We start from the raw sequence: 25373 nt of genomic DNA on the forward strand, positions 1-25373 counted from the left end.
CGTCTCTCCCCATCCGACCCGAATCCCCGTCAAGGGGCGAGGCCATTCACCTGGATTTCCGAAATTTCACCGGTCGCTCGGTCGGTCACTTCAATGGTCAGTGCACCGGAGTCGTCGACGACGTTGACGATAAAAGCGTCGGTGGACAGGCTCCCGGTATTGCCCGTGGAGATGTTGTCCAGCAACTGCCCCAGCAGCCGCGATTGCAACTGGCTGGTGAAGCGTTCGAGGGCCGAAGTCCCGGCCACCGACGTGCGGTTTTTCAGGTCTGGATCGTCGTAATCGTTTTGCGCCTGAGCGTTGTTCAGCAACCAGGTGCCGTTCAACGGGTTACCGCCGAACGAGGGGTTGATGGGCGTGTAAACCAGCTCCGTGGCGTGCACCAGGCTGCAACTGCCCAGCCCGATCAACCAGAGCCCGAGGTTCCGTGAGACAGTTTTCGTTTTCATAATTCGTCCCTCTCAAGGTCCGTAGTGTCTTGCAACAAGGCTTCCAGCTTGCGCTGGACAATCTGTCCGCGAACCCAGTCGGCGGCTTCATAGGCCTCGTCCTTGAGTTCCACGGTGTTCGGCGGCAGGAAGCGCCGATAAACCAGTCGCTGCTGATATTCCACGGTCACCAGGCTGCCCCAGCGTGCCGAAGGTCGTTCGCGAACCACCAGGTTGAAATCCATCGGGCTGGTGGCACGCAGGCGTTCACTGAACGAGTAGTAAAAGTCGTGGCCGATGTGCGAGATCGTGTCATCGACGATAAAACCCTTCATTTCGTCCTCCTCGCTGGCGCTGGCGAACATCGCCACACCGGCAAGGATCAAGGCCGACAGCCACTGGCGGTTCATGGCGTCACCGTCTGCGGCGATCCGGCCTGGTTTTTCACCGGGCCCGAGGCGCCATCGAGGAAGGCTTTCTCGGCCACGAACTGCCAGTCCTTGTAGCTCGCCATGCCGGTGAAGTCCGACCACTGGCTGGGAAAATCCGACTGCTTGAGCGGCAGGTCGGTGGAAGGACTGCTGAGGCCGGTGATGCGCCCGTCGAAGCCGCGCATCAAGGTCCATTCACCGCCGCCAATCGGGTCCGGGTACAGCTGGCGAATGTGATGTTTGGGCGTTGGAAAACGCTCGTCCTGCAACAGGTCCTCAAGCTCTTTGGGGTACTGCGCCAGACCCGGCGAACTGCGGTAATAACTGCGCAATGCCTGGGCATATTGAGTGCCGACCCACAGCAACTGACGTTCGCGATCACGCCGTGAGGCGGTGGACCACAACTCGCCGGCACTGGCCAGGCCCATGCCCATCACCATGATCAGAAACAGCACGCCCAGGTAAGTGAACCCGGCCTCGTCGGCGGGCTTACCACTCGGAATAAAGGCTGCCATCACGCGCCCTCCCTGTGGCACCGCTTTTGATATCGGCCACCCCGCCCGGTACGCCGTCAGGCGGCGCGACCAGCACCCAGAGGTCCTTGCGTTCGGAAATCGGGTCCATCGGCGGGTTGCGCAAGTAACGCTGCTCCACCAGTTGTTCCAGGGAATCGGGATAGCGTCCGGTGTCGCCGTAGTAGTGGTCCAGGGCTTCGCGCATGGCCGACAGGCTCTGGCGCAGCGTGGTTTCTTTAGAGGCCTCAAGGCTGTTGAAATAGCGTGGCAAGGCGATGGTCATCAGGGTTGCGATGATTGCCATGACCACCATCAGTTCCAGCAGGGTAAAACCCTTTTCCCGACGCATGATTCACCACTCCTTGTACGCGATGCCGTTGAGCCCCTTGCCGCGTGCATGGGAGTAAACGTCGAAGACGTCTTCGCCCTCCCGCGGGTTCTGAGCCGTACTGTCGTAAGAGCGCAAGCCCCAGCCACCTTCGTCGTCACGCTTGACCGGCGTCAGCGGGTCATGGGGCACGCGCCGCAGGAAGTAGAACTTGGCCCCCTTGGCGCTGCGCACATCACGCACCCCTTCCACCAGCACTTGCAGGCTCGGTGGATAGCCGCTGCTGTTCAGCGACTTCTCGATGTAACCGGCGTCAAAGGCGCGTTTGTAGGCGTCTATGGCGTCGCGGATCTGGTACAGCGCCGTGCGTAATTCCTGCTCTTTGCCCCGGCGCACCACGGTCTCGGTCAGTGGCGCGGCCATGCCGGCCAGCAGGCCGATCAGGGCCAGCGTCACCACGACTTCGATCAAGGTAAAACCACGTTGCGAGGCGTTCATGATCAAGGCTTCTCGACGACGACAGTGGTGGTATTGGACGCAACCGGCCGGTCGATGTGTTCGTTCTGAATCGGCGCCGGCATCCGACGGTCAGGCGCCTGGATGTGCATGCTGGTTTCGGTGCCGGTGGGGAACTCCATGTCCGACGGGCTCTGGTACGGCAGGTTGCGCACGATGCGCGGAGTGATGGAGAGCACCAGTTCCGACTTGCCGACGGTGTCCTTGTTGCTGCCGAACAACCGGCCAAGACCTGGGATGTCGCCAAGGCCCGGAATCTTGTTGCCCGTGGCGCCATGGTCATCGCGCATCAGGCCGGCCAGCACCTGGGTTTCGCCGTCATGCAGGCGCAGGGTGGTCTGGGCGTTGCGGGTGTCGACCTGCACCGGAATCGTGCCCTGGCGGGTCGGCTCCAGCGGCGTGGCGTTACTGACTTCCAGGGCGATCTTGATCGCCACTTCGTTGTTCAGGTGCACGGTTGGCTGCACTTCGAGCTTCAGACCGACGTCCAGGTAGGTGACGCTTTCGGTGATGACCGGGCCTTGGGTCGACGGCACCGAAGTGGCGCTGATGATCGGCACGCGCTGACCGATGTGGATGCGCGCCTGTTCACGGTTGCTGACGCGGATCACCGGGCTGGCCAGGGTGTTGATGTCGTTGTCCTGGGCGTTGATCTTGGCCTGCGGCGACGGCGAAATGCTGATCCGGCTGGAGTTGATGCCTTTGAGTTGATCGAGCAGGGTCACCGCCGAGCCATCGCTGTTGACCACGCCGAAGGTGTTCGGCCATTGCAGGCCAAGGTCGAGGATGCGTTGGGTGGCGACTTCCATCACTTCCACTTCCAGCACCACTTCCGGGTTGGACTGGTCTTGCGATTGCAGGAGTTTCTCGGCCATGCGCACAGCATCTTCGCTGTCGCGCATGGTCAGGGTGTTGAGGCGTTCATCGACGAACACGTCACGGGTCTTGAGCATGGTCTTGATCATGTTCAGCGCGGTGTTGGCATCGATGCTGGTCAGGTAGAAGGTGCGCATCACCAGCTCTTGATAATCCTTGAGTTTCTGCGGCGAGTCCGGGTAGATCAGCAAGGTGTTTTCGTTCACCACTTTCTGGTGCAGCTGGTTCTGTTGCAGCAGCAGTTCCACGGCGTCTTCGATGCGCACGTCACGCACGAAGATGGTGGCTTTCATGTCGGGGCGCAGGTCTTTGTCGAAGATGAAGTTCAAACCGGCGACCTGGGACAGCACCTCGAAGATGGTTTTCAGGTTGGCGTCGCGAAATTCCAGGGTCACCGGCCGGTCGAGACGGGTGCGCAATTGTGGGTAAGGAATGACGTTGCGGCTTTGCACCAGACGGATATTGCTTTGCAGCTCCAGGGCGCCTTCATTTTTGGGGTCCAGTTCGAGGATCTGTTTGACCTGGCGATCGGCACCGTAGATGTCGCCGCGACGCAGGTCGCCCCGGGCCAGTTCGAGTTTGTCATCGAGGCTGCGCATGTGTTCGAGTTGGCGCAGGGAATCCTGGGCACGGCGGTTGTTCGGTTCGAGGGTCAACACCCGGCTATACGCCATGCGTGCCGACGCGAAATCACGCTGGGCGCGATCCATGTCGCCCTGGGCCAACAACGCCGTCACCGCACGAGCGCGGCCGCTGGTCAGGGCGATGTGCAACTCAGTGTCGCGAGGGTTTTCCTTGAGCCCTTCCTCGATACGGGCCAGGCCTGCTTCGTACTGCCCCGACTCCATCAGGTCGGTCCCCTCCTCTTTGGCAACCTGCGCCGAGCTGCACGCGGCCAGCCCAACGCAAACGCAAAGGCTCATCATCAAACGGGATCTGTTCATTGCGTGCTCCCCACAGACAAGGTCTGGGACAAATGCAGAGGCAGGTAGACAAAGCTGAGTTCCACATCGGAAATCCCCTCGATCCGCCAGGTGTCGTCGATCACATCCCCTTTGCGTACGACGTATATTTTTTCGCCGTTCTGCAAAAACACTTGCAGGTCGGAACGGTCATGGAGCTTGCCGACGAACTGGAAAGGCATCGGCGGTACGCTGGGGACTGGCACCACCGGGGTCTGGTTGACGGGTTGTTCGGTGACGCTGGCCAGCGTGGGTGCAGCCTTCCAGCTGCGGGCGGCGAACAGGTCGCCGGACGGGCTCAGGTCCTTGATCACCGCTGGTTTGCCGCTGACTGAAGCAGCCGGCAGCGTGCCGCGGGTTTTGCTTTTGATCGGTTTAGTCGTGGTCGCAACCGACGCCTCGCCTTCGTCCGACGGCATGAAGTAATCAGGCCCCCAGGTCAGCGCCGCGGCCACACCGAAGAACGCCACCCAACCCACTACGCGTTTGGTATTCATCATGACCTCGACAGGTAAAGGGTCATGCGGATCCGCCCGGTCAGGTCGGTGTCGGCGATCTTTTTACGCTGGAACTCCACGTCCTCCACCACCACGGCCGGCAACTGGCCAAGCAACGCGTGCAGGAAGCGCCGCAGTTGCGGGTAGCTGCCACGCACCGGCAACAGAATCTGATAACGCGCCAGATGGGTCTTGGGGTCGATGCCCAGTGAATATTCGCCGCGGGCCAGGGTGATGTGCTCCTGAGCCGCCAGCGCGTAAATCTTGTCGATGGCCACGGTGGCTTGGGGCTGCGACGGCAACTTGCTGCGGAAGTCGTCGAGCTGACGTTGCGGGATCACCGGGGCGGCGACACTGCCGTCCTCGACCTTGGCCAGGTACTCGCCGGCTTCGCGGGTCTGCTGGCTGAGGGTTTGCAGCGAGTTCCAGTCCGGCATCAAGCCACCCAGGGCCCAGACCAGCGCCAGCAGCAACATCGCCAGCCCTGCCAGCCCCGGCACGCCCAGGCCTTGCAGGTATTCGTGGACGATCAATCTAGAGATTCGCATCGCCGATCTCCCAGCTAGCCGACAGGTTGAATTGCACCGGTTGTTCCGGCGATTTCACGACGATTTCGTGGCTGAGCAGCGACACATCGGAGAGCTCGTCGCTGGCTTCGAGGCGGCGGTGGAAGTCGAGCATAGCTTCCAGGTCCCGTGCCTCGGCGCTGATGCGCACCTGGCCTTTGCGGGCATCCGGGGTCAGGGTCAGCAAGGCGACGTTGTCGCGCGGCATGGCTTCGAGCATGGCGAACAAGCGTTCCCAGGGCCGGCGCAGTTGCTGCGAGACCTTGCGCATTTCCGCCAGGTTCTGCGCCTGCTCGCGGGTTTCGGCCGGGCTCAGGGTGACTTTGCTGCCGGTGTCGCCGGTGAGTTCGCGCTGAGCGTTTTGCAGATGGCCTTGCTGTTGCGAGGCCTGTTCGGCGACGTGCTGCTGGGCGACAAAACAGGTCACCACCAGCACCACGCCGCCCGCCAACAGGCTCCAGCCCAATGGGCCGGAGCGGCGGCGTGGCTGGAAGTCGAGCGTCAGGGCGCGCATGTCAGGCCACCGCCCGGGACATCACGTACAAACAATCGCGTACGCCAGTCCGGTCCTCTTCGAGGGTGCGCAACTGCACACCGGGTAAGTCGGGTTGCACATCGATGCGAGCTGGTGCGTGCAGGTAAACGTTCAGCGGCCGGTCGCTGGTGGAAGCCTGCAACTGGTTTTCCCGGCCGATCAGCGCGGTCAGTGCGGCATCGCTGTCGCTGCTGCCTACCGAACGCACCGAGGTCCAGCGCCCTTCCCTCGCCAGCAGCAAGACACTGCGCACAGGCTCGGCGACCACGAACAGGAAGTCGCCGCCATCAAGACTTTTATCGAAGTGATTGAACGCCGCCATCAGGTACGGCTGCACCGAACGCAGGCGCAGGCCACGACCGCTGACCAGGCTGCGCAGACGCGCCAGCAAGTCTTGCGGCAGCGCAGTGGCGATCCGGTCGTAACCTGCAGGTTCGGCCGACAGCACCATGTTCCAGGGTTGGGTCGGTACGCCGTAGAGGTCTTCGAAACACAGTTGGGCATACCCGAGCAATTCGTCAGGGCTGGTGATTTGTTCGCTCCAGGGCACCAGGCAGAAGCGGCTGAAGTGACCGGAAACCACCACGCTCAATTCCGCACCGGCGGGGGCGTGTTCGCCCAGCAAACGGTCGAGGGTTTCAAGGGCGACGGCCCAGGCGTGGAAGCCTTCGTCGATAAAACCGACGCTGCCCAGCCACAGGGTGTCGCCACCCTTGCGCTGGCCCAGGCCGACACCACTGGCGCCGAGCACGGCGATATAACGATCACGAGACAAAAGTGACACGATTGATCTCCTCGAGCGTGGTCCGCCCCTCAGCAACCAGTTCCAGGGCTGACTCGCGCAACAAGCGCAAGCCACGTTTGCAAGCGTGTGCCTTGATCTTCGAAACCGGTTGGCGCTCGACGATCATTTGCCGCAGTTCGTCGTCCAGGTGCAGCAGCTCGGCAATCGCAGTCCGCCCGCGATAACCGGTGCCGCGGCAATGGCCGCAGCCTTTGCCATGGACGAAGTGGTAGTGATCGACCTTTTGCGGATCGAGCCCGGAGAGGCGCAGTTCTTCATCGGTCGGGTTGCTCGGCGCGCTGCAACTGGCGCACACCAGGCGGATCAGCCGCTGGGCGAGCACGGCGTTGAGGGCGGATACGAGGCTGTAGGGGTCGATTTCCATCTGGGTGAAGCGGCCGATCACGTCGAACACGTTGTTGGCGTGAATGGTGGTGAACACCAGGTGCCCGGTGAGGGCCGATTGCACGGCGATCTGGGCGGTGTCGGGGTCGCGGATTTCACCGACCATGATTTTGTCCGGATCATGGCGCAGGATCGAGCGCAGGCCACGGGCAAAGGTCAGGCCTTTCTTTTCATTGACCGGGATCTGCAGCACGCCCGGCAGTTGGTATTCCACCGGGTCTTCAATGGTGATGATCTTGTCCACGCCGTGGTTGATCTCGGTGATCATCGCGTAGAGGGTGGTGGTCTTGCCGCTGCCGGTCGGGCCGGTCACCAGCACCATGCCGTAAGGTTCGGCGGCCAGCCGGCGCAACTGGCGCAGGGTGTCTTCTTCAAAGCCCAGGGCCTGCAATTGCACGCCGCTGACCTTGTCCGCCAGGTCTTGTTTATCAAGCACCCGCAGCACCGCGTCTTCGCCAAAAATGCTCGGCATGATCGACACCCGGAAGTCGATCTGGCGGCCGCTGATGCCGATCTTGAAGCGACCGTCCTGGGGCACGCGTTTTTCGCCGATGTCCAGTTCGGCCATGACTTTGACCCGCGAGATCACCTGCTCGGCGAACTCGCTGCCCTGGATTTTGCTGATGTTGTTCAGCACGCCGTCGATCCGGTACTTGATCACCAGGCCGCTGCCGGTGGTGCCCAGGTGGATGTCGCTGGCGTGCATTTTCAGCGCATCGTAGAGGGTCGAGTTGACCAGTTTGACGACGACGCTGGCGTCTTCGCTGATGCTGGTCAGGGACAGGCTTTGCAGGGTATCGATTTCGACATTGGCGTCGGCCTGGGCGTTGAGCGATTCCACCGCGTGGAAGCTCTCTTCGTGACGCGCCAGATAGGCTTTCAGGTCGTCGGCATGCACCAGGTACAGCGGCGCGCCGTGCAGGCAGTCATCGATCCAGGCCAGGCGCGAGGTGTCGAACGGGTCGGCAAACACGCCGATGACCGCATCGTCGTGACGCAGCAGGATGAATTCGCGCTTGAGGCATTGGGCCAGGGTGACCCGGTCGAACACCGGGGTGGCTTGAAACAGGGTGTCGGTGTCGAGCACCGGATAATGCAAGGTAGCGCCGAGGCTCTGGATGAAGGGCATGGGGGCCAGTTCGCACAACACCCCGAGGGCCTCCAGAACCCGCTCGCCGGAACTGGTTGCCCGGGCCCGGGCCTGGGCCAGTTGTTCACTGGAAAAGCGAGACGGTACACCTTCCAACTGCGCCGGTTCTACGGCAAGGGATAGACGGTCCATGGCATGCTCTCCAACGCCGGGGGCTTTGAGCCCTGTCGACGCGGCGAGCAATTACGGCATGTACCGGAACGGCTTGTCGCGCCACTACTCCCCGGTGAGCAATTGTTCGTCGTCTGGTGCCTTGGAGGTCGATGAACTTCGTCGACGATCTGCCAGCACCCAACTACCGTCGTACAGCTGCAGCGGGAAGCTTTCGGTCCTGCTCTGGCGTCGTTCGACGAATCCTTCGGATGGGCTCGCGCCTGTTCGGTTTTCCCGCTCCATCCCTAAAAGGTCACAGACTGCACGGGCCAATTCCGCCAACGGAAACGGTTTGAACAGGATATGGCTGACTCCCAGTTGCCGGGCCCGCTCACAGACTTCAGCGGTTGGGTGCCCGGTAATCAGCACAAAATGGCAATTCCTGTTCTGGCGGACGGCATCGAGCACCTGAAAGCCTTCCATATCGGGCAAGCGGTAATCGAACACCATCACATCGGGTGCAAAACTCTTGGCTACGCCAATCGCTGCTTCACCGTTGTGAGCTATCCGGACTTCCAGCGCTTGCGCCTGCAGGTAACCCTGGAGGTTTTCCGCCAGCAGCTGTTCGTCTTCAACAACCAGTACTTTGTTTAACAAGGTGGACTCCTTGAAACCGCAGGTCCGATATTCGTGCCTGGGAGTACGCGCCTTAATTAGGCTAACGCACACTTCATGCCAGACTGAGCGCCGGTTTTCGACCGCTTCATCTCTATGATTTTCATGAAAAAATCTTTTCGTTCAGGAACCCCGTCCCCCAAAGGCGGGGAAGCGCTCGGAATTGCCCCTGAAGCTTTCCCCACATTTGGGGGGGACGCTTCAATCATCGTCAATCCGTTCGATACGATTGCTTGATCGCAGCTGCGCCAGAACCTGAAGACGCGCCTGATCCTTTTGCTGTCGGGCAAGGTAAGCCCGAACCATTTCAAGCCCCTGAGATTCTGAGACATCGGCGGCCTCCTGGTGGTTCTGCACGTCAATCAAATGCCAGCCCAACGGCGTGCGCACCGGTGCGCTGACCGCCCCCGGTGCCAAGGCAAACGCCGCCGCTTCGAACTCCGGCATCATGCGCCCACGAGGAAAATAGCCCAGATCCCCGCCTTCGGTAGCGGAAGCATCTTCGGAGCCGGCCCGGGCCACGCTGGCAAAGTCCTCGCCCTGGCTGATTTTCACCCGCATCTCTTCTAAGCGTAGCCGGGCTGCTTCAACTGTAGCGGCCTCGGCGCCCTGCGGCACTTTGACCAGGATGTGCCGCGCCTGGATTTGCTCCGGTGTGCTCATTTCGGCGCGATGTTCCTCGTAGAACGCACGGACCTGTTTTTCGTCCGGCTCAGCCGCCTGGACCAGCTCGGCAAACACCTTTTGTGCCGCGAGCTCACGGCGCGTGTACTCGATATAAGTGGCTTCGTCGAAACCGGCGTCTTCGAGCCGGCGGGCGAACACCTCGGCACCACCGATCGCTTGCCGCGTCTGCTCGACCTGGCTTTGCACCACTTCATCGCTGATCACCACCCCGCGCTTGCGCGACTCCTGCCACAACAACTCCTTGTCGATCAGGGCATCCAGCGCTTTCTGGCGCAATTGTTTGTAGGCCTTGGGGTTGCGAATGCTGCCCACGGCGCGACCCTGGTCCTCCAGGAATTCGGCGAAATAACGCTCCAGGCGGAACTCCGAAATTTCCTCGCCGTTGACGCGCGCGGCGGCCGGGCCATTGCTGGCGAACGCCATGTGGCCCCACAGCGTCAGCAGGATCAGCAGCGTCTTGAATTTCATCATGAGGCCTCCCGTCAGGGTGTCGCAGCAATGGGTTTGTACGGTGCGACCAGATAAAAGCGCTGGTCCTGCAAATCTACGGTGACAATGTGGGCACCGCTCAAGCCCAGGCGGCGGCCGGGACCGAAGCTGAGCAGCGGGGTCAGTCCGGTGTCGAAATCGTGCAGGCCTTCCAGGGCGCTGATGAACTTGTCGCGGCTGGCGTCGCGCCCCGCCTGCTTCATGCCTTCGCTCAACAGCAGCATCGAACTGTAGGCGCCGACTTGCAGCACCGCGTGCTCACCGCCCAGTCCCTGGTTCTGACGCAATTGGGTCAAGGCCAGGCGTCCGGCCTGCGTCCAGTCACTGGGCACAAACGGATACGCCAGAAACACCCGTCGGGAAAAATCACTGGGCACTTGAAACAGGTCTCCGGCCACCTGATTCGACGCGGCGAACAGGTAAGGCACCTGCCCCGCCGTTTGCAAACGCTCGGCGAGGCGACTGAAACCGCCGCCGCTGCCCAGGTAAAACACCGATCGCGAGCCCAGCGGTAATTCGTCCTGCGCCGAGGTGTAGGTCTGCAGCCGCACTTGCTGCCAGGCGTGATCCTGCAGGTGCTGGCCAAGGGTCTGCGCCGCCAGCCGTTGGCTCGGCTCATCCGGGTAGACAATCAGCGTCGGCCCCTGGAGCAAGCGCAAATGGGCAGCGCCGTAATCGGCCAGGGCAATCAGTTGCTCGCGAAGCCCGGACAGCGGCTCGAATATCTGCCGACTGGCCGGGGCCATGCCCTGCAGCGAGAGCGGCCCGATCAGCGGAACACCGGCGCGTTCCAGCCGCATGACCAGTTCGGTGTCGAGCGCGGGTGCCAGCGGCGCGATCAGGGCGAACACCTGCTCCTGTTCGATCAAGCGGTCCAGCGCCTGTTCGGCACTGGCGCGATCCGGGCCCGGATCGAGAATGGTCAGGCGTAGTTGCCGGCCATGAATCCCGCCCGCCTGGTTGATCCGCGCCACGCTGCCCTTGAGCACCGCTGCCACGGTGGCGCCCTCCGCGCTCAACGGTCCCTGCCTCGGCAACAAGGTGCCCAGGTGCAGGCTGTCGGCGGTCAACCCCGGATCGCGGTCTTCGGCCACGCGCTTGAGGTAGGCCGTGAGGTTGCGCTGATCATTCATCGACATCACGAACCGTGGCATCGCCGGGTCCAGCCGATTGTTCGCCGAATCACGCCCTTCCTGGATCGCGCGGGCCAGCGCGCCCTCGGTGTAGGCCGGGTAATTGCGGCCGTTGACCTGTTGCTGGCCGTAACTGCTGGAGAGGCGCGACCAACTGATGTCTGGCGGCCGTACCCCGCCCTCGGGTCGTCCCTGAGCATCGGCGCCATGGCAATTGGCGCAGGGCAGACTGGTGGCCGGCAGCAGCATGCCGGCCGCGCCCACCCGGGCCATGATCGGTTCACCGCTTGCGGACACGCCCTCGCGATACAGCCGTTTACCGGCGCTTTCGCTGGTGCTCAGCGGCAACGCATTAGCGGTGAAGCTGATGCCGCCAATCAGTAGCAGGCCGAGGACGAGGGCAATTTTCATGGCGCGTGCTCAACGACCGGCCACGGGCATTGTCAGCAACTGCAAGCGCTGGGCAATGGCGGCGGCCGGTGCGTCGGGACGGATCTTGCTCCAGCGCTTGTTGGCCACGTCACCGACAATCAGCTGCGTCGAGTGCTGCTCGGGGGTCGGCACAATCTGGCCGATGCGCCCCAGCACAAGGTCCATTTGCGCCTTGTCGCCGGTGAGAAAAAGCCAGTGGGGGCCATCGACGCCCTGCTTCAAGGTGTAAGCCTTGAGTACCGCCGGCGTATCGCGCAGCGGATCACTGGTAAGGGAAATAAAGGTGATGCCATCGGCCTTGTCGCCCAGCACCTCACGGACTTCCTTGAGCTTGCGAGTGATCAGCGGGCAGGCATCGTTGCAACTGGTGAAAATCACGTTCAGCAGCACCACGCGGTTTTGCAGCGCATCACTGTAGAAGCGCAGCGTGTTGCCGTTCTGGTCCAGCAACGGCGTGTCGGTGAACCAGGTTTTCGCATCCCGGGTGCCGCTGGCCGGTTGCTCGGCGGCGACCGCCGGCGAGGGCTCGTGATGCTCCTCGTGGGAAAACGCCATAAAACTGATCACGCAAAAACTCATCGTCAGGAAGATCAAAACGAGGGCTTTCATGGCTGATGCTCCATCGCAATGGCAGTGTGTTTGGCGTGGACGTTACGCTGGCCGCTGAGTTTCTCGACTTCACGTATGAGCACCGCCGGGTCGGTAAAACCGTAATAGCGCGTCCAGTGGCGGCTGTTGCCGTCACCGACGAGGATCAGCGGCTGATGACTTTTGAAGTCACCGCTGAAAGAGCCGAGGCCCTTGAGGGTTTCGTTGATCGACTGCGAGCTGCCGGTCAGCCAGCTCCAGCCCGGCCCCTTCTGGAAGCTGCGGGCGTAATCGTTGAGGCGCTTGGCGTCATCGCGCTGGGGGTCAATGCTGATCGACACCAGTTGCACTTCTTCACCGACCCGGGCGCCGAGTTGCTTCTGCACCTTGCCCATGATCGAGGACACCACCGGGCACACCGTGGTGCAACTGGTGTAGATGAAGCTCATGACCACGATCTTGTTGGTCACCAGATCCTTTTCCAGACGCACCGGTTTGCCGTTCTGGTCCACCAGCGCGACGTCGGCGAATTTGACCTGGGCGCTCTCCGAACTGGCGCTTTTGGCCGGCATGTCGTGCCCGGCGTGTTCATCCGCCGAGTGCGCCAGGGCCTGGCCGATGCCGACAGCCAACAGGCAGAGCGTCAGCAGTCCACGGTGTGCGAATCGATTCATGTCGGTTTCCTCTTCAGTGGGCATCGCCGGGCAACACCCGAACGCTGGCAAAGGTCTTGTCATCGAAACTCGCGCCAAGGGACGCCGCGCGAACGTGCAGGTACCAGGCGCCGTTCTGGTCGAGGGTCACCGGGGCTTCGTAGATGCCGTTGCCCACTTCAAGGGCAGCGACGTATTGGGCCCGGGAAGTCGGGGCGCGGAAGTAGCGCACCTGAACGTCCTTGACCCCGCTGCGCTGTGCCTTCTGCTGGCCCTGAACGATGCGAAACCGCACGGTGTAAGGGCTGCCGAGGGCCGCGGTGGACTTGTCGAGCATGAACTCGACTTTTGGCACGCCAGGAAGTTTTGCGAGGTTCTTGTCCGGTTCAACCAGCGCCGTGAAGCAATGGATGATGTTCGGTTGGTTGAGCAGGAACGCCACGTCGAAACGCCCGGCGACTGGCAGCTTGATCCGCGAACTGTAGAGCCCGGGCTCGACCTCGCGCAGGCTGCGGTCGATGACCATTGCGGCCCGCGCCACTTGCCCGCGATTGGGGTAGCCGGACATCGGTGCGTTCATGCCTTCGGCGTAGAAGTAGGTGGTGTTGTCCACCGGGTTGACCACGAACACTGCGTTATCGTCCCGCGACACCGCCAGGCTCGAGGCCAGCGGCAAATCACCGGCCAGCCGTGGTGCCTGAGGCCCGGCTTCGAAGCCCTGGCTGATCGGCGTACGGCCTGCGCCCAACGACGAGAGGTTGATCATCGTGACCTTGGCCGAAGCCAGACCGCGGATGTAGGCATAGGCCTTGGTGAACACCACTTGGTAGGGTTCAGCGGACACGTCCAGTTCATGGATCAACGAATCGGTGGCCGCGTCGATCACCGCAGCCTGGTTTTCCAGGGTGTTGAGGGCGATGCCGAAACGTCCGTCGGCGCTGAACCCCATCGGGCCCAGGCCCTGTTTCATCTTGATCACTCGCCGCACGGCGAGACTGCTGGTGTCGACCACGGTCACGGTGCCGTCCTTGCCGTCGGCGACATACACCGCCTGGGACAGCGGCGAGTACGCCACCGACAGCGGGTGCGAACCGGTCTTGAGTTGCTTGCTGATGGTCAGGCTGGCGATGTCGATGATGCTCAGCGTGCCGTCGTCGCGATTGCTGACGAAGGCGTAACGGCTGTCTTTGCTGAAGGCGATTTCGTGGTGCCCAGGGCCGGTGGCCAAGTGTTTGAGAGGCTTGAGGCTGCGGGTGTCGATCACCGTGACGCCGGACTGTTCCGGCGTTTTCGCATTGTTGCCGACCCACAGCAGGCGTTCATCCGGTTGCAAGGCTACGCGCACCGGGTTGCTGCCAGCGGCGACCGAGTCGACCAGTTTGAATTGCTCGCTGTCGATCACCGCCACCGCATCGGCGGTCGGCATGGAGACGAACACCCGTTTGTTGTCCTTGGGCGTGGTCCAGTCCATCGGCGGTTGCTTGATGTCGATCCGCGCCATGGTGCTGGTGATGCCGCCCACCGACACCGACGGATCGACCACCGAGACACTGGCGTCGCGGTTCATCACCAACAGGAAGTAGCTGTTCAGATCGAGCATCGGCCGTGCGCCGATGCTGGATTTCAGGAAGACGCCGACCCGGGATTTGCAACTTTGCTCGCGGCCCTGGGCCTTGTCGGCGGCGACGGTTTCCGGATCGAGCCAGGCACCGGGATTGATGCCCGATAATGGCTGGCCCGAGGCACTGTCGCTGACGCGGAACTGCACGTCGGCAAACTCGCCTTCACGCAACACGCCATCCTCGGCCAACGCCTTGACCTCAAGCGCCACCGAAATCCCGTCACGGGAGAGGTCCTGACTGCTCCAGGTGTCGGGCAGTGCGACCTGACTCAGCAGGTTGGGCGGCGCGGTGCGCCAGACGCCGACACTGATCAGCGCGACCCCGACAGCCAGCACGCAAACGGCGAATCCGATAGTCCTGTTCATTACACTCTCCCCTTACAGATCTGTGCCTGCCTTCGAACACTGCCCCTGTGGCGAGGGAGCTTGCTCACTCGCCACAGATCACTCATCGCACGTTCTTTCTCTTTACTGGCCAGTGCCCCTACGGTGCCGGTGCCGGCTCAGGTTCGTTGGTCACCCGCAGCAATCCCCAAAGCCCGGCGGTGTTGCCGTAGGCGCCGTAGTCGCGGTACAGGTAATCGCCTGGTATCGCGTTGCTGCCCCCGGCGCTCGGGTGCATGAAGCTGAAGTGCGCCGCCGGCAGGATGCTTTCACGCGCGCCGATGTACATCGACATCGGGTTGTAGCCGAACCGCACCGACCCCACCCCAGGCGTGGCCATCGGATAACCACCGACATCGCTCTTCTCCGACTGGAACGGGTTGACCGACCAGACGTGACCGTCCAGTTGGAAGGTCGTGCCGCGACTGCCACCGCTCGGCATCATGATGTGGGTGCGGAACGGTTGACCCGGTTTCACATACAGCACCGGTGTCTGCGGATCGCCCCCGATCAGCGCATTGCTATAGGCCATATGCGCGTTCGGCACGTCACCGTAACCGGCACCGTTGGCATGCCCGAACGGTGCATCCGGCGCCAACCCGAAGCGGAACCAGATCGGCTCGGCCTTGTAGTTGATGGCCATGCTCGAGTTGTCCTGTGGATCGGTCGGTACACCGAAGCCTTCGGCGGCAATGCCTTCCACTGGCCGACCATTGGCCCAGCGGATGTTCAACGCTTTCTGCCAGACCATCGCAAAGTCGCGGTAAGTGGTCTGCCCTGGTGCCGTGACCGTTGCGTTGGTTTTCCGTGCATCCTCAACCCAGGTTGCGCCGACCGGCAGGATAGTCATCGCCCCGCCCAAGCCTTTCTGCGGTTGTTTGATGAGGTCCGCCGGGGTGATATTCAGGCCGCCGAACTCCACCCCCGTGGCGATGATGTTGTCGACACTGCGGCCCAGTTGCGTGACCGGTTTGCCTTCACGTTCCAGGTGCCCGGCGTAGTACTGATAAGTACGGGTCGGGTACGCGCCGCTGTTGCCGATGCGCGGTGGCACGGTCTGGGTCGGGTTGGCGCCGACGTTAGTGCCGTCAGATTTGGTGATGTCGTACGCCAGCAGTTGCGCGTGCAGACCCACGTGGCTCGACGGCCGCAGCAGGTTGTTGGTGAAGATGGTCGAACCCTGGCCATTGTTCCGGTCACGCTTGACCAGCCCTTGCATCACGGCCGTCTGAGTCAGGTCGGGCATGACCACAGGCAAGCGGTTTTCCAGGGTGATGTTGATGCAATCGCCCGCCGTTGCGCGCAATACCAGCGGTTCGACAGGCACGCCGGCTTTCAGCTTGCCGGTGGCCGGATCGAGGTCGGATTTGCGCACATACAGGATCGCAGTCGGATCATGCAACGGGCCGCTTTGCCCGCCGACGGTGATGGTTTCACCATCCTCAGGATCGACCACGGTGACCTGCGGGATATTCACCGGCCGCGAGTTGAACACCAGGGTGCCACCCGCCGGATTCAACGGCCCGCCCACGTGTTGCCCGATGCCGGCCGGATCGCCGATGGTCAGGTTCAACGGATTGAGCAGGATGTCGTTGGCCAACGCCGCAACCACTTCATAGTTGCGTTGCACGGTCGGCCGGGTGCCGATGCCGTTGGGGTTGGCACTGATCCGTGGGCAGGAGCCATTGAATGCCACGGTGTTGCGCATGCCCGCAGGTTTGGGGTTGTTTGGCACGGCGAACAGGTCGCTGCGCTGGGCCGTGTAGTTGCGCATCACGCCCCAGATACCGTTCCAGTAACCTTCAATGGAAGCGTCCATCGAGTACAGGTAATCCCCCGTGGTCGCCGCTGAACTGGAAAGCATCGAGACCGGTGCATTGAAGCCCATCTGTTCGGAGATACCGACCATCTGCGACGCGCGCCAGCCGGAGTTGGAGCTGTTGCCGAAGCCGGAACCGCTTTGCAGCCATTTCACGCCGTGCAGGGTCACGTTGTGCTCTTCTTCGTGACCGCCGGCATGCACCCGCAGCCGCACGTTGTCACCGGTGTAGGTGCGCAACATCGGGGTGAACGGGTCGCCCGGCTCCGCGCCGCCACGGTTGACGTGCGGCGGGAACAGCGTGGTACCGCCGGTTGGACCAGTGGCCGAGGTGACCAGGTTCGGTGCCAGGTTCATCGCCGGGATGGCGCGGTCGGTACGGCTTTGCATGGCGTACGCCAGGTCACCGCCGAGGCCGTCGGCCTGCATGCCGCGCTTGCCGTCCGGGCCGACCTTGTTCGGGTCGTACACCCGTAGGGCCAGCGGTTCGTTGCGGTAGTTGACCACGAACATGCCGGGGTCATCGACCGAGATCGCCTGTGGGCATGGCCGAGTCGGACAACCCGGCACCATGCCGCCTTGCACTTCGATGATGCCGTCGAGCAAGGTGCTGGCGTTGTTGCGCACCGGCGGGTTGATCGCGTAGCGGAAGCTGTCGGCGGTGGCCGGAAAGGCTTGCGGATCAGGCACGCCGTTAGGACCCGCGCCCACATACACACCGGCTTCATAGGCGTGCTGGAAGTCACTGTATTCGAGGAAGAACTCACGGAAGCTGTCGTTCTTGCCGTCGCCGTCGATGTCACCGGTGGACACCACCGCTTGCCACGAAGTCGGCCCGCCGTCCTGGCGCGCGCCGCTGTACAACGGCTCGCCGGTTTCAGCGTGGAACCAAGTGGAACCGGCCGGTTCAGCCAGCACGGTGGCGTACAGGCCAATCTGTTGGTGAGTCGATGGGCCGAGGTGGTCGTGGGTGAAAATGGTCCCCAGGCCACGGTCGACACCTTTGGCGTTTACCACCGGATCGACGAACCAGCGCTGCATTGCCGTGCGCGCCCCGACCCAATCCGCCCGGCCAAATTGACCGAAGTACGGGTGATTCTTGGCTTTCGGACAGGCCGGTGTGCCGTCACGTGGATCGGTGCCTGTGCACTGGTTGAACTCGCGAATGGCGTGGATACGTTCTTGCACGGCCCCCGGGGAAAGAACGCCGTCTTCGTAGTTCCAGCCGTTGGCCGAACCGTCGGCCGCCGTCAGGTCCCATTTCGGCAGGTGAATGTGCTGACCGATCACGTCGGTCGGCGTGCGCACCTGATAATCGTCCATTTCATAGACGGCCGGCACCAGGTTGGTTTGCTGGTATTGCACGCAGTCGAAAGTGTTCATGCGCATTACCAGCGGCTCTGGCGGACGCTGTTTGGTGATGACCGGCCAGGCGTCTTCCCACAGCGCCAGGATGCGCGCTTGCGGGAAGTGGTAGCCGACTTTGTTGTACACCGCGTCGAACTGGATGTTCGCCGCTTTGTAGACCCGTGGACGGTCGGCGGTGAAGGCCGAGGAGCCGGTGTAGGACATGCCGTCGATGCGCTCGCCGCTGGCAAATTCGCCGGTGCCGGCGCTGCTGGTCAGGCGTTTTTGCCGGTCGTCCATGCACGGTTCGTAGTATGGCGCGCCGGCAATCGGCAAGGCACCGTTGGTGCGGAAGGCCTTCGCCACGATTTGATTACCCGGCAGCACGGCAAAGCTTGGGTGGTCCTTTTTGGCGTGGAAGGCCATGGCCGCCTGTTCGACTTCGGTACCCTCTTCCGGCATGTAGATCGGTTTGGCGCGGGTCACTTCCTTGGAGAAATCCAGCGACGTGGTAATGGTGTTCGCCACGCCACCGGCGGAGAAACCGTCCAGGGAGTGACGCCCCAGGCCGCCGTCCCAACCGCCGGACTGCACCGGGTCGAGGTTGGCCCACAAGGCGTTCCCGCTGCTTTTCAAGGACTGGGCCTTGGCTGCATCAAGCATGTCCAGCGGTGGAGTCGGTGGACGTTGGCCGACGGAGGTTTCCATGCCGCCGATCCAGAACGGATAGCCAGGGTTTTTCAGGCTGCCGTCGGCATTGCGGTTGGCTTCGCTGCGATCCACCAAGGCCAGGGAACCAATGGCCTGTGCACCACCGCTGCCGCCGTGATGTTCGCCGTCGTCATCTTCTTCGTCATCGTCGTCATCATCACCAGCGACCAGTATCTCGCCGATTTTCGGCACCACCGCGACCTTGCCTGGCATCGGCGCCATGGCTTTGCCCGGCAGCGGCACGACCGCAGGAATCGGAGTACCGGCAATGATTTCGCCATCGGGCAAGGCCCGGGCGCCCGCCGCCGGTTTGCCGCTGCGCAATGCGTAAGGTTCGTTGTGGAAACCGTCGGTGCCTTGTTGGGAGACTTCGAGTTTGGTGCCTTCTTCAAACACATCGTGCACCCGCCACATGCTCCACATGCCCTGGGCAAAGTGTGGGTAGAAGTGGCAGTGGTAGATCGCATCACCGGCGACGCGGTTGCGGTTGCCCGAACCGCCGTTGGCGATTTCATAGGTGTAGCCGGCGCCCGGGCCGATGCCCTGGGCATCCACATAGTCGGAGTTGTCGTCGTTGGGGTTGAACAGCCACTGATGGCCGTGCAAGTGAAAGATGTGCTGCTCGTGGCCGTTGTGGGTGTTGCGGAATTTGACGAAGTCGCCGATGTAGCTGTGGTTGACGTTGGACGGCTCGGACGGATACAGCGCCATGGTGGCCTTGACGCCAATCTGATCGGCGCGCGGAACCTGCCCTGGAAGAATGCCTTCCAGGCCGGCGTTGGCCGGTACGTCCACCAGCATCGCCACGTCGCCGACGGTGTGCGAACTAAGGAAAAATTCTTCATAGGCGCAAGACAGGCAATCGTGCATCGGCCCGACGCCCAAGCGGTTGGCCACCACCTCGGCGCCCATGCCGCCGGAGCCATAGTTGATCATGAACGAATCGCGGGTCGGCTCCAGCACGTGGGCCATTACCGGGTCTGCCCAATACGCGGGGAACGCCTGGGTCGCGGCGGTTTCATCCTGGAACTGTGAGGCGAAATCGCGGAACGGCTCCAGCCGATTCGGAATCGCCGGGTTGCGTTTGCCCACGGCTTCCAGCGGATAGGTGGATGGAGGGAAGCTGCCGTCGGCATTGCCGCCCATCACAATCGCGTCGCTTTCACTGGAGATGATTTCATTGCCGTCGACCATGTTGATGATCGGCGTGCCGGCCTTGCCTTCACGGATCCACGGTTCGCGCTGCGGGTAGCGCGCCTGGTAATCGACGATCGGTTGACCGGCCGGGGTGCGGCCGCTGCTGGCCAGGCGCATCTCTTCTTCGGTCACGGTGTTGCGATAGCTGCGGCCGCCCTTGGGCACCACTACCACCTGGCCGAACAGGCCGTTGGCAACGTTGCCCGCATCGCCCTCACCACCGAAGGTCGCACCACGGCTGCTGGCAGCGAATGCACCTTCGCGCTCAGCGAACAACGTGTAGGAACGGGTGCCGCCCGGGGCGACCAGCGAATTGCCGTTGCGCCCGGTGTACGAGGCGATGTCGTCGATGCTGTTGACCGCTTGCATGCCGTTGACCTGGAAGCCGACATGGCGATCAGCGACCTGCTCATCGACTTTGAACTGATCGACGTTACCGATTTCGACCTCACCCTCAATCTCACCCTCTTCCCCGTTTTCGTGGCTTCCGGGGTTGGCCTGGTACGCCAGCAGGTTCTGCAGGTTGATGGTCAGGCAGTCACCGGCCGCCACGCGCAACACCAAGGGGCGCGGACGCTTGTCGGGACGCAGCGAGACTTTGCCCGGCACCGCCGCGCCGCCCTGGGCCAGGGACACGTTATGGTCGTCGACCACATCGCGGCGCAGGGCGAACATCATGCCATTGATGTTTTGCGCGCCGAGGCGGTTGAACATCAGCGGCTGATCCAGCGCCACGACGTTCGCCACCAGGTTGCGCTCGCAGCGCAAGGCTGCCTCGGCCAGCTCGATGCCGAACATCGACACCACCAACAGCGCACATTTGAACAAGGACGAAGCGTTCGGTATGCCGGTCATGATCACGGGCCTCGCTGTGGGTGCTCACAGGGAATAATTCTCGACAAATCCCCTTGAGCAATCCGCATGCCATAAAAAATTCAGTTAGTTTTCAGACACTTGAAGCAACGATTTAATAACCCGGGGGATATTCCCCACTTATTCCCCCCTTTTCCGGGTGGATGACAACCTCCACCCCAAAACTCAAATCCCGTAGCAGCTGTCGAGCTTGCGAGGCTGCGTTCGGCGGCGAATGCGGTCTTCGGTCAGTGGTACAGATCGGGTTGCCCCACATGTGGGGGATTGCCCCAATCACAGCGGTGCGTCCATGGCCAGGCCCTGCAAGCGCCGGTACTGGCGCAAGACATTGGGCACATAACGCTGGGTTTCAGCGAACGGCGGGATCACCCCGCCACGGCTCAGGACCGCTTGTGGTCCGGCGTTGTAGGCCGCCACGGCGAGGGTGATGTCGTTGTCGAACAAGGTCAGCAGGCGCTTGAGGTATTTGGCGCCGCCCTGGATATTGGCTTTCGGGTCATAGACGTTTTTCACCCCCATCTCCCGCGCGGTATCGGGCATCAATTGCATCAGCCCGCCAGCGCCTTTTGGGGACGTTGCATCCGAGTTGTAGCGCGACTCTTCGCGGATCACCGCGTGCAACAACGCCGCCGGCAATTCATTGGCCGTGGCGGCCGCCGACACCAGCTCTGCATAAGGTTGTCTGGCAATCATCTGGGGCTGCTGATCAAGACCGACCAGCGAGGATTGGGGTTCGTGAATGACTCGTTCATAGGTGCGGCCGGGACGGTGAACATTGGACAGCACGTAGCTGCCCTTGGCGTCCACGGAAACGAACACATCGGCCTGTACGACGCTCGTCAGCAGCAAGCAGCCGAGCAGTCCTGTGGTGAGTGTTTTCATTATTTTGCCTCCCCTGCCCGGCCCCGAAAAATGGGGGTAATGCCCCAATGGCCGGTAGTAAACCAGCCATACGCAAGCACTGTGCCGAAAGCGCAAAGGCCCGGAATACAGGGGTTTCGCAAGGATGACCGGGGGTGAGCATGGCAATTGCATACGCCTTCAAGGCGACCCTTCTGCCGACTGTGTGAGGTCATCATGAATCAGCGTTTGCGTTCCGCCCCGCGTACTCAAAGCGGGTTCACCCTGCTCGAACTGTTGGTGGTGCTGGTGGTGCTCGGGCTGTTGGCCGGTATCGTCGCGCCGAAGTATTTCGCCCAACTGGGCCGCTCCGAAGTGAAGGTGGCCAAGGCGCAAATCGAAGGCCTGGGCAAAGCGCTCGACCTGTACCGACTGGAGGTCGGCCATTACCCATCGACCGAACAGGGATTGCAGGCGCTGGTCACTGCGCCGAGCGATGAAACCAAATGGACCGGTCCGTATTTGCAGAAAAAACTGCCGCAGGATCCATGGGGCCGTAACTACAACTACCGCTACCCCGGCGAAAACGGCGAATACGATCTGCTGTCCATGGGCAAGGACGGCCAACCCGGCGGCGAAGGCGAAAACGCCGAAGTCACCAGTTGGCAATGACGGGGAGTGGCGACCATGCGCTTTCATCTCAAGGCAGTGGGCAAGGCCGGCGTGGTCTCGATGACCGTCGAGGCGCCCGGCCACAGCGAAGCCCGGCGCATCGTCGAAGACCAGGGCTTGCGGGTGGTCAGCCTGCACGTCGAGCGGCACTGGCGCGCGCTGCGCCTTCGACAGCGCGAGACTTTCAACCTGGTGTTGTTCAGCCAGGAGCTGACCACCTTGCTCAATGCCGGCCTGCCTTTGATCGATGCGCTGGAAAGCCTGGCGGAAAAAGAGAACGCGCCGCAGGCCCGTAAAACCCTGAGTGAACTGGTGCGCCTGCTTTATGAAGGCAAATCGTTCTCCCAGGCTTTGGCCCAGTTGTCGGCGGTGTTCCCTCCGCTCTACGTTGCGCTGGTGCAGTCCAGCGAGAAGACCGGCGCCGTGGGCGATGCCCTGGGCCGCTATGTCAGCTATCGCCAGCGCATGGACGAGGTCCGGCAAAAAATCGTCAGTGCTTCGATCTACCCCCTGCTGTTGCTGGTGGTGGGCGGTGGCGTGGTGTTGTTCTTGATGGGTTACGTGGTGCCGCGCTTCAGCCTGGTGTTCGAAGGGCTGGGGTCGAACCTGCCGTGGCTGTCACAAGTGCTGATGAGCTGCGGGATGTTCCTTCACGCCCACCAGGGTGAGTTCTTCGGGGGCTTGGCGGCGATCGTCGTCGCCCTCGGTTTCCTCCAGCGCCAACCGGCCTTTCGTCGGGGCGTCGATCGGGTGATCGAAAAACTCCCGGCGGTCCATCAACGCATCTTCATGTACGAACTGGCGCGCTTCTATCGCTCCCTGGGCATCCTGCTGCAGGGCGGCATCCCCCTCGTCACCGCCATGGGCATGGTCCGCGGCCTGCTCACCCCCGCCTCCCGCGTGCGCCTGGACCAGGCCTGCGAACGGGTGCGCGAGGGGCAATCGCTGTCGGCCGCCCTGGAACTCAATCATCTGGTGACCCCGGTGTCCCTGCGCTTGCTGCGAGCAGGCGAACAGTCCGGCAACCTCGGGCAGATGATGGAACGCAGCGCCGACTTCTACGACGAAGAAATCAGCCGCTGGATCGAATGGTTTGTGCGCCTGTTCGAACCGTTGCTCATGACCTTCATCGGCCTGCTGATCGGGGTCATCGTGATCCTGATGTACATCCCGATCTTCGAACTGGCTTCGAGTATTCACTGACCCTCCGGAACGGGGTCGAGTGGAACGGGGTCGAGTCGTACCGTTCATCGCTCATCCACGTTGCAAATGAATTAATCGGCGCGCTGCGGTGTTCACCGTTTGAATCGAGCAGCACGTTGCATTGTTCATCAACGTTCCAACCTGAATAAGAAGACGGAGAACGACATGCACATCAACAAGCTTTTACTGGCAGTTGCGATTGGCGCAGTTCTGTCGGCGTCTACCGTATTGATTCCGGACAGTTTGTCCGGGGTGTCGAGTGCCCAGGCCAAGGACGGTGGTAGTGGTGGCGGTGGGTCTGGTGGTGGTGGCGGTCACGGTGGTGGGTCTGGTGGCGGTGGCGGCGGTCACGGCGGTGGTGGGTCTGGCGGTGGCGGCGGCGGTCACGGCGGCGGTGGGTCTGGCGGTGGCGGCGGCGGTCACGGCGGCGGTGGGTCGGGTGGCGGCGGAAGCGGCGGCAATGGTGGCGGCCACAGTGGAAACGGCAGCGGTGGCAACAGCGGCAGCGGTCACAGCAGCAGCGACCATGGGTCGGGGCACTCCGGCAACACAGCCTCATCCTCCTCCGGGCGCAGCGGCACTCACGCCGAACCGGGTGACGATCATGGCGTTCATCGCTCCGGCGAAATCGGCGACGACCATGGCGTTCATCGTTCCGGCGAAATCGGCGATGACCACGGCGTCCATCGCTCCGGCGAAATCGGTGATGACCGCGGCGTGCATGTCGGTGGCGAGCCTGGCGATGACAAAAGGACCTGACAGTCACTGACCTTCAAAACGCCACAAATCCCCTGTAGGAGCGAGGCTTGCCCGCGAATGCGTCGTATCAGTCAACGCTTGTTTTGACTGTCACGATGCCTTCGCGGGCAAGCCTCGCTCCTACAAGGAATTGTGTGATCCGGCGCCCTACAACCCACCCTCAACCCGATCCAGCCGCTCGCGCAGAAACTCAATCAACGCCTGCACCGGCCGTGAACTCTGGCGATGCTGCGGATACACCGCTGACAACGTCAGCGGCTTCGGACGAAACTCATCCAGCACCGGCACCAGCCGCCCCTCCTTCAGCGCCGAGCCGACAATGAACGTCGGCAAGTACGTAATCCCCATCCCCGCCACCGCCGCATCCTTGAGCAACTCGCCGTTGTTGACCCGCATCCTGCCCGTCACGTTGACGGTCAGCGGCTTGCCCTGCCCTTCAAACCGCCATTGCACCTGACGCCCGTGGCCGTAAGGCAGGCAGTCATGGCTGTGCAAATCTTCGGGTCTGAGCGGCGTACCACGCTCGGCCAGGTAAGCCGGGCTGGCGCAGTACACGCGTTCGATGGAGGCGATACGGCGGGCGATCAGGGTCGAATCTTCCAAAATGCCGATACGCAACGCCAGGTCGTAACCCTCGCTGAGCAAGTCCACCGGACGATCGCTCAGGTCCACTTCCACCGTGACATCGCGATAGCGCTGCAAAAACAACGGCAGCAGACACCCCAGATGCGCCAACGCAAACGACAACGGCGCGCTCACCCGAATCGTGCCGCGCGGCTCGGTGGTCTGGCCTGCGATGCCCTGCTCCACCTGCTCGACTTCACCGAGCAGGCGTAACGCCGACTCGTAGTAACTCTGGCCCAGCGGCGTGACATCCAGCCGTCGCGTGGAGCGATTGAGCAAACGCACGCCCAGGCGCTCTTCAAGTTGCATCAGACGACGGCTGACGAACTGCTTGGACAGGCCCAATTGATCGGCTGCCGAGGTGAAGCTGCCGGAGTCCATGACCTGGCAAAAAATACGCATATCTTCGAACGGGTTCATTGTCACGCCTTGGTTGACAGTCAAACACTTTATAGCCGCTTTTTCCCTTTTGGGCGACCTATTAATCTGTGTTCCAACCCAACACCTGTAGGAGCTGTCGAGTGAAACGAGGCTGCGATCTTTTGACTTTGATTTTTTAAAAACAAGATCAAAAGATCGC

Annotated in this window: 23 protein-coding genes; 3 read left to right on the forward strand and 20 right to left on the reverse strand. The window is 62.2% G+C overall.

Features of this window, described 5'->3' with window-relative positions; genetic code table 11:
- Window positions 1-29 precede the first annotated feature (29 nt).
- The 19 genes from ACA060_RS17955 to ACA060_RS18045 all read right to left on the reverse strand — a co-directional run bounded on the left by ACA060_RS17955 (window position 30) and on the right by ACA060_RS18045 (window position 21577).
- Entirely contained in the window at window positions 30-449 is a 420-nt protein-coding gene (locus tag ACA060_RS17955) for a curli assembly protein CsgF (RefSeq protein WP_109632931.1), read from the reverse strand.
- On the reverse strand, window positions 446-838 hold the full coding sequence (gene csgE / locus ACA060_RS17960; protein WP_109632933.1) for a curli production assembly/transport protein CsgE: 393 nt from the start codon (window positions 836-838) through the stop codon (window positions 446-448). The genes ACA060_RS17955 and csgE overlap by 4 nt, the downstream gene beginning before the upstream one ends.
- Complete coding sequence (locus tag ACA060_RS17965; RefSeq protein ID WP_497312194.1) at window positions 835-1374, reverse strand: type II secretion system protein; 540 nt, start codon at window positions 1372-1374, stop codon at window positions 835-837. Before ACA060_RS17965 ends, csgE begins: the two co-directional genes overlap by 4 nt.
- Window positions 1349-1723, reverse strand: a complete 375-nt coding sequence (locus ACA060_RS17970) for a type II secretion system protein (RefSeq protein WP_042932745.1) — start codon at window positions 1721-1723, stop codon at window positions 1349-1351. Before ACA060_RS17970 ends, ACA060_RS17965 begins: the two co-directional genes overlap by 26 nt.
- Before the next feature lie 3 nt (window positions 1724-1726).
- A complete protein-coding gene (locus tag ACA060_RS17975) occupies window positions 1727-2200 on the reverse strand; it encodes a type II secretion system protein (RefSeq protein WP_497312196.1) in 474 nt (157 codons plus the stop codon).
- A gap of 2 nt (window positions 2201-2202) precedes the next feature.
- Window positions 2203-4038 carry a secretin GspD/PilQ domain-containing protein gene (locus ACA060_RS17980; protein ID WP_497312198.1) on the reverse strand — a complete coding sequence of 612 codons (1836 nt, stop codon included), beginning with the start codon at window positions 4036-4038 and terminating at the stop codon, window positions 2203-2205.
- Entirely contained in the window at window positions 4035-4553 is a 519-nt protein-coding gene (locus ACA060_RS17985) for a hypothetical protein (protein ID WP_497312200.1), read from the reverse strand. Before ACA060_RS17985 ends, ACA060_RS17980 begins: the two co-directional genes overlap by 4 nt.
- Window positions 4553-5101, reverse strand: coding sequence for a GspMb/PilO family protein (locus ACA060_RS17990; protein WP_109632942.1), 549 nt, complete (start codon window positions 5099-5101; stop codon window positions 4553-4555). Before ACA060_RS17990 ends, ACA060_RS17985 begins: the two co-directional genes overlap by 1 nt.
- A complete protein-coding gene (locus ACA060_RS17995) occupies window positions 5088-5633 on the reverse strand; it encodes a PilN domain-containing protein (RefSeq protein WP_162556228.1) in 546 nt (181 codons plus the stop codon). The genes ACA060_RS17990 and ACA060_RS17995 overlap by 14 nt, the downstream gene beginning before the upstream one ends.
- Window position 5634: 1 nt before the next feature.
- The gene (locus ACA060_RS18000) at window positions 5635-6438 is read right to left on the reverse strand and encodes a hypothetical protein (protein ID WP_109632943.1); all 804 of its coding nucleotides are present in this window, start codon (window positions 6436-6438) and stop codon (window positions 5635-5637) included.
- The gene (locus ACA060_RS18005; RefSeq protein WP_109632945.1) at window positions 6419-8125 is read right to left on the reverse strand and encodes a GspE/PulE family protein; all 1707 of its coding nucleotides are present in this window, start codon (window positions 8123-8125) and stop codon (window positions 6419-6421) included. Before ACA060_RS18005 ends, ACA060_RS18000 begins: the two co-directional genes overlap by 20 nt.
- Before the next feature lie 84 nt (window positions 8126-8209).
- Entirely contained in the window at window positions 8210-8743 is a 534-nt protein-coding gene (locus tag ACA060_RS18010; RefSeq protein WP_497312203.1) for a response regulator, read from the reverse strand.
- Window positions 8744-8962: 219 nt separating this feature from the next.
- Window positions 8963-9916, reverse strand: a complete 954-nt coding sequence (locus ACA060_RS18015; RefSeq protein ID WP_497312205.1) for a peptidylprolyl isomerase — start codon at window positions 9914-9916, stop codon at window positions 8963-8965.
- 14 nt (window positions 9917-9930) lie between these two features.
- Window positions 9931-11481 (reverse strand): cytochrome c/ABC transporter substrate-binding protein, encoded by a 1551-nt coding sequence (locus ACA060_RS18020; RefSeq protein WP_497312207.1) that lies wholly within the window; start codon window positions 11479-11481, stop codon window positions 9931-9933.
- A gap of 9 nt (window positions 11482-11490) precedes the next feature.
- Window positions 11491-12111, reverse strand: coding sequence for an SCO family protein (locus ACA060_RS18025; protein WP_497312209.1), 621 nt, complete (start codon window positions 12109-12111; stop codon window positions 11491-11493).
- Window positions 12108-12764, reverse strand: a complete 657-nt coding sequence (locus ACA060_RS18030; protein WP_109632953.1) for an SCO family protein — start codon at window positions 12762-12764, stop codon at window positions 12108-12110. The genes ACA060_RS18025 and ACA060_RS18030 overlap by 4 nt, the downstream gene beginning before the upstream one ends.
- 13 nt (window positions 12765-12777) lie before the next feature.
- Window positions 12778-14730, reverse strand: coding sequence for a YncE family protein (locus ACA060_RS18035; RefSeq protein ID WP_497312211.1), 1953 nt, complete (start codon window positions 14728-14730; stop codon window positions 12778-12780).
- Between the two features lie 118 nt (window positions 14731-14848).
- Window positions 14849-20677 (reverse strand): manganese-oxidizing multicopper oxidase MnxG, encoded by a 5829-nt coding sequence (mnxG, locus tag ACA060_RS18040; protein WP_497312213.1) that lies wholly within the window; start codon window positions 20675-20677, stop codon window positions 14849-14851.
- 291 nt (window positions 20678-20968) lie between these two features.
- On the reverse strand, window positions 20969-21577 hold the full coding sequence (locus ACA060_RS18045) for a lytic transglycosylase domain-containing protein (protein ID WP_109632958.1): 609 nt from the start codon (window positions 21575-21577) through the stop codon (window positions 20969-20971).
- Between the two features lie 195 nt (window positions 21578-21772).
- Here ACA060_RS18045 and gspG point away from each other — a divergent pair, with 195 nt between their 5' ends.
- The 3 genes from gspG (at window position 21773) to ACA060_RS18060 (ending at window position 24169) form a co-directional block, all read left to right on the forward strand.
- The gene (gene gspG, locus ACA060_RS18050) at window positions 21773-22207 is read left to right on the forward strand and encodes a type II secretion system major pseudopilin GspG (RefSeq protein WP_094471703.1); all 435 of its coding nucleotides are present in this window, start codon (window positions 21773-21775) and stop codon (window positions 22205-22207) included.
- Window positions 22208-22222: 15 nt separating this feature from the next.
- The gene (locus ACA060_RS18055) at window positions 22223-23410 is read left to right on the forward strand and encodes a type II secretion system F family protein (protein WP_109632960.1); all 1188 of its coding nucleotides are present in this window, start codon (window positions 22223-22225) and stop codon (window positions 23408-23410) included.
- Window positions 23411-23575: 165 nt separating this feature from the next.
- Complete coding sequence (locus ACA060_RS18060) at window positions 23576-24169, forward strand: hypothetical protein (protein ID WP_497312215.1); 594 nt, start codon at window positions 23576-23578, stop codon at window positions 24167-24169.
- Between the two features lie 147 nt (window positions 24170-24316).
- On the opposite strand, the gene ACA060_RS18065 is transcribed toward ACA060_RS18060, so the two are convergent.
- Window positions 24317-25213: a LysR family transcriptional regulator gene (locus tag ACA060_RS18065; protein WP_497312217.1), complete on the reverse strand. Its 897-nt coding sequence runs from the start codon at window positions 25211-25213 to the stop codon at window positions 24317-24319.
- Window positions 25214-25373 lie beyond the last annotated feature (160 nt).

The organism is Pseudomonas sp. LBUM1671 (genome assembly GCF_059695685.1).